This window comes from Zhongshania sp., assembly GCF_041623545.1.
Taxonomy (GTDB): Bacteria; Pseudomonadota; Gammaproteobacteria; order Pseudomonadales; family Spongiibacteraceae; genus Spongiibacter.
The window spans coordinates 1-4810 of sequence record NZ_JBFJWS010000248.1 but is presented as its reverse complement, the minus strand read 5'-3'; the positions used below and the strand labels follow the sequence as shown (position 1 = coordinate 4810).

At 49.9% G+C, this 4810-nt stretch carries 5 protein-coding genes; 1 reads left to right on the top strand and 4 read right to left on the bottom strand.

The window, feature by feature from the left end; genetic code table 11:
- Positions 1-415: PaaI family thioesterase (locus ABYT30_RS15645; RefSeq protein ID WP_373097425.1), on the bottom strand; the 415-nt coding region annotated here is incomplete at its 3' end.
- A gap of 454 nt (positions 416-869) precedes the next feature.
- Between ABYT30_RS15645 and ABYT30_RS15640 the strand changes: the two genes are divergently transcribed.
- Positions 870-1649 (top strand): RMD1 family protein, encoded by a 780-nt coding sequence (locus ABYT30_RS15640; protein WP_373097424.1) that lies wholly within the window; start codon positions 870-872, stop codon positions 1647-1649.
- Positions 1650-1738: 89 nt separating this feature from the next.
- Here the strand turns inward: ABYT30_RS15640 and ABYT30_RS15635 are convergent, their stop codons facing one another.
- The 3 genes from ABYT30_RS15635 to ABYT30_RS15625 form a co-directional block, all read right to left on the bottom strand.
- On the bottom strand, positions 1739-3445 hold the full coding sequence (locus ABYT30_RS15635; RefSeq protein WP_373097426.1) for a sodium:solute symporter family protein: 1707 nt from the start codon (positions 3443-3445) through the stop codon (positions 1739-1741).
- 9 nt (positions 3446-3454) lie between these two features.
- Positions 3455-3721 (bottom strand): DUF4212 domain-containing protein, encoded by a 267-nt coding sequence (locus ABYT30_RS15630; RefSeq protein WP_373083720.1) that lies wholly within the window; start codon positions 3719-3721, stop codon positions 3455-3457.
- 98 nt (positions 3722-3819) lie between these two features.
- The coding region (locus tag ABYT30_RS15625; protein WP_373097423.1) for a DcaP family trimeric outer membrane transporter at positions 3820-4810 on the bottom strand (991 nt) is incomplete at its 5' end.

Here is a 4810-nt window from a genome sequence, read left to right as displayed (position 1 = left end):
TACCGACTACCGACGCAATTGCATTATCAACGTCACCATGATGAGCAAGTGCACGAGTGAAAATAACACTTTCAGTAACCCTGTAAACCTCTGCATCGGCGTATACGGTAAGACCCGGCGTCGCCGGACGCATATAATCAATACGCAAATCAATAGTAGGTGTCATGCCCAAATCATCTAATGCGGTCGCCGAAGCAAAGCCGCAACAAGTATCAAGTAGGGCCGTAATTGCACCGCCGTGTATAACGCCTGTATCCGGATCGCCAATCAATGCTTCGCTATATGGCATAGACATGCCAACACGGTGCCGCTCAACATACTCTGGACGCAGACCTAAGACGTTAAAATGGTCTCCATCGTTGGCCGTTAAAACACTATCTACAAAGCGATGTAATTCCTCGAAATCTAATGCCATTGCCCACCCCGATATAAATCTTTAGTCATCATAGCCCCTTACGGGCCAACATTTTACCGCGGTGACATATAAAAAAACGGAAAATACTAAATTAAACGGCGAAAAAACCGCTTCTGAAAACGGATGCGTTGTTTCACCCAGTTAGCAATATGTAAGCGCCCAACAAACCTCGTGCCAAGCCACCCCGAGGATAGTTCGTACTTCCACCCGCAGCCGGTAATTTCTTGTGACGATACTGCAGAATGCACGGCGATATAGTCACGATTGCAACAGTCGTATATGCACACGTATTATCAGCATACTAAAGAGTGCCGCAAGGCCCTTTCTTTAATTGATCTTGAACAAAAATTGGTCAAAAAATTATTGCCTAATAAATAGACTGCGAATATGATGCGCGCCCAGTGGCATTCTGTCACTTCCCGACCGGCCGGCGCGCCCCGCACGAGGTGGCAATATGCCATTTTGCAATTCAACGATTAGCGTTATCAATCTGGGTGACGCATTCCAAATACCAGAGCTTGAGAGCGCGGCTTTGGCGCCGTATGAGTTCACCCGCTATCGCGACGCCTATCACGTCCCCATAGCTTCGGGCGAAGCGTGGCTATTTCAATACGGTATCGTCGTGTTCTGGGCAGTGTCAGACGACGACCAGCAATTACTCATAAAACGAGTAACACCGTATATTTTACTCGAATCGACCAAACGCAGTCGCGAGTTGTTTCAGTTTACGCTTAACGCCGAACAACTCAGTGTCCGCGGCGACCATATTTCGCTACCCGGCGAAGATAACCTGCTCCGGCTAGCGGTATCCCACGCCCTAGCACAGTCTACCCAGCTAATCGTGTTCGAAACCATGGTGCTGGATAATATCAAAGCCACTGCGCACATACCGGCAACACTGGCAGAAAAGGGTAAAATCCCCCTCCGACGCAAAGAGCTGGCCAAAATTCGCGGCCGTCTGTTCGCGGCCAAAAGCGATATCATTCTGCATTATGGCTTGCTGGATACCCCGGAGTTTTTCTGGGAGTACCCTAATTTAGAATCGACTTATATGCAGGTAGCCCGCTATCTCGATATCAAACCGCGGGTAGACGTGCTATCTCAAAAACTTAGCACCATACACGAGCTGTTAGAAATACTGGCCGACGAGCAAAACCACAGCCACAGCGCTTTCCTCGAGTGGATCGTTATTCTACTGATCGGCTTTGAAGTTGTTATGGCCGCTTTTCACTAGCCCACAGTTCAAACTAGGCGCATAAAAAAAGCCGCTACCGAAAATCGGTAGCGGCTTTTTTATGTAAAGTAAGCTCTCGCTAAGTACGCTTAGTGAACTTGAGCGACTCCTGCGCCCTGTGGGTAGCGAATGCTCTCCACCATATCCTGCACATCTTGCGGTGGTGCTGGCGTAAAGTGACATACCACACCGGCAACCACAAAGTTCACCAGCATGCCCATGGTGCCAATGCCTTCTGGCGACACACCAAACCACCAGTTTTCCGGCACACTCGCTGCTGGGTTAATGAACTTGAAGTACACGATATACGTAGCTGTAAACACAATGCCGCTAACCATACCGGAGATCGCTCCGTATTTGTTCATGCGCTTGTAGAATATGCCGAGAATAATCGCTGGGAAGAAGCTCGATGCCGCCAAGCCAAAGGCAAAGGCTACCACCTGCGCCACAAAGCCCGGCGGATTAATCCCCAAATACCCAGCGATGCACACTGCAACTGCTGCCGCCCCCCGTGCGTAACGAAGCTCTAATTTGTCGGAAATATTCGGCATCAAGTTGCGTTTGAGCAAATCGTGGGAGATCGATGTGGAGATAACCAATAGCAAACCAGCCGAGGTCGATAATGCCGCCGCTACGCCACCTGCAGCAACAAGAGCAATAACCCAAGCTGGCAGATTAGCAATTTCAGGATTGGCCAAGACCATAATATCTCGGTCAATGTGCATTTCGTTGCGTTCATCGCCGGAGTAAAACATACGGCCATCGTCGTTTTTATCTTCCCAGCCAATCAAGCCGGTTTGTTCCCAGTTGGTTACCCACGTCGGCGCCTCGCTGTACTCAGTACCCTGACTATCAGCGCCATTGATAGTGTTGATCATATTCAGGCGAGCGAAGCCAGCAACTGCCGGAGCCGTGGTGTAGAGCACTGCGATAAAGATCAAGGCCCAGCCCGCAGATTTGCGCGCGTCCTTCACCTTGGGAACCGTGAAGAAGCGCACGATCACATGGGGCAAGCCCGCCGTGCCAACCATTAAGGCAGCAGTAATAAACAAGACGTCCATTGTCGATTTAGTGCCACTGGTATAGGCGGCAAAACCGAGCTCCGCCGACAGGCCGTCAAGCCTGTCTAGCAAGGTCACCCCCGAACCGTCCGCCAATGTCGCGCCAAAACCAAACTGAGGAATCACATGACCAGTGATCATGATCGAGATAAAAATCGCAGGCACCAAATAGGCCATCATCAGCACGCAGTACTGAGCGACCTGAGTGTAGGTAATGCCCTTCATACCGCCTAACACGGCGTAGAAGAACACAATCGCCATGCCCAGTATCACGCCGGTGGTAATGTCTACCTCCAGAAAGCGACTAAAAACCACCCCGACCCCGCGCATTTGCCCCGCCACATAAGTGAAGGACACGAAGATCGCACAAATCACCGCGACGGTTCGCGCAGTCTGCGAGTAATAGCGGTCACCGATAAAGTCCGGCACGGTAAATTTGCCGAACTTACGCAAGTAAGGCGCCAAACACAGTGCCAACAATACATAGCCACCGGTCCAGCCCATTAAATAGACTGCGCCGTCGTAACCCATAAAAGAAATAAGACCGGCCATTGAGATAAACGAGGCCGCACTCATCCAGTCCGCCGCCGTCGCCATGCCGTTAACAACAGGGTGAACCCCCCCTCCTGCCACGTAAAATTCTTTGGTGGTACCGGCTCTGCAATAAATCGCAATACCGATATACAGCACAAAACTTAGTCCGACAATTAAAAATGTCCAAATTCTAATATCCATCATTCACCCCTAGTCTTCTTGGACATCGTATTTTTCATCAAGGCGATTCATTTTGTATACGTAGACAAAAATCAGCACCACAAAGGTGTAAATGGCCCCTTGCTGAGCAAACCAAAAACCCAATTTAAAACCAAAAAATTGAATTTGATTAAGAGCATCAACAAACAGAATCCCAAAGCCGAACGACACCAGCGCCCACACAAAGAGCAAGCTGAGTAAGAGCTTTACGTTTTCCCGCCAATAGGCTTTCGCCAGTTCTTTTGAATGAAACGCCATGATTGTGTTCTCCTGTTTATTTCGTCTTATAAACCAAGCATTGCAGTTAAGTTATGTATCTACCATTCGACCTTAGTCGATTAGCCTCCCTAGCGGGTCTAAAACGTGTATTTCGCACTAAATTGTAGACGATCGATATCGCCGCTATCGTCGCCATTTACTGGCCGTTCAATAGTTTTGCTGGCATGAATATATTCAATACCAAAATTAAGTGCCGCTACAGGTGCGTATATCAGATTGGCGTGCGCACTTTGATAAGACGCAGCAGTCGTCGCCGCGACGGAAGTGGGATTATCCGCGGAGCTTGCTGACAACACCAAACTGCTGCGCCATTGCGGCGCCCAAAAATGCCGATACGCGATATAGCCGCCCATTGAGTCGATCAAGTCGATATCACCGTTATCCTTAATCACCCCGTCGCGGTAGGTCTGCAAGCCAAGGTAACGACCCAGAGCATTACCTGCATTGAATTGCAGGCGAATATCATCGGCGCCTAACTGCCAAACACCGGCAAAACTAAGCCCGTAGCCATACACACTATCGTCGCCGACAACCGCCTGAGCCTGACTGTTCGTATAGTTTTGCTTATAGGCGACCTCCCGCAGCAAGCCAGCAAGGCTATAGCTGAAATCGCCCGATTTACCGTTAAAGCGCAAGACGATATCCGGCAGGGAATTATTATCGTAGGCACTGGCACCCGCTGCAGAGCCATCCTCCCCGTAGAAACCGCTTGAAGGATTTTCTATCGCAAACATCAGTAAGCTTGCCCCGCGCAATGAATGCGTCCAACGCAGTTGCGCCTGGCGCTCAAACAAAGTGCCGACCGGACCGACAAAATCGAGGGTATCCGGCAAGCTACCCACATTAAAAAAGGTGCTCCAAGTCTGCCCAGCCAGTATTGCGCTGTCGGCATTGTACTGCCAATTTATATAGGCATGCCGAATGCGCGACGCGGCGGAATTACTGATGCGTTCATCCCCAATTTGATTCACCCCAAAATCCATTTCAATATAGCTGCCCACGGTGCCGACCTCGGTGGCCGTCGTGGTTTTAAACCAAATACGAGAATGCTTGGCGTGCATATCAAGG

Bases quoted from the DNA above. Each gene is read 5' to 3' on its own strand.
- ABYT30_RS15640 (WP_373097424.1), top strand. From the start codon at position 870: ATGCCATTTTGCAATTCAACGATTAGCGTTATCAATCTGGGTGACGCA.
- ABYT30_RS15635 (WP_373097426.1), bottom strand. From the start codon at position 3,445: ATGGATATTAGAATTTGGACATTTTTAATTGTCGGACTAAGTTTTGTG.
- ABYT30_RS15630 (WP_373083720.1), bottom strand. From the start codon at position 3,721: ATGGCGTTTCATTCAAAAGAACTGGCGAAAGCCTATTGGCGGGAAAAC.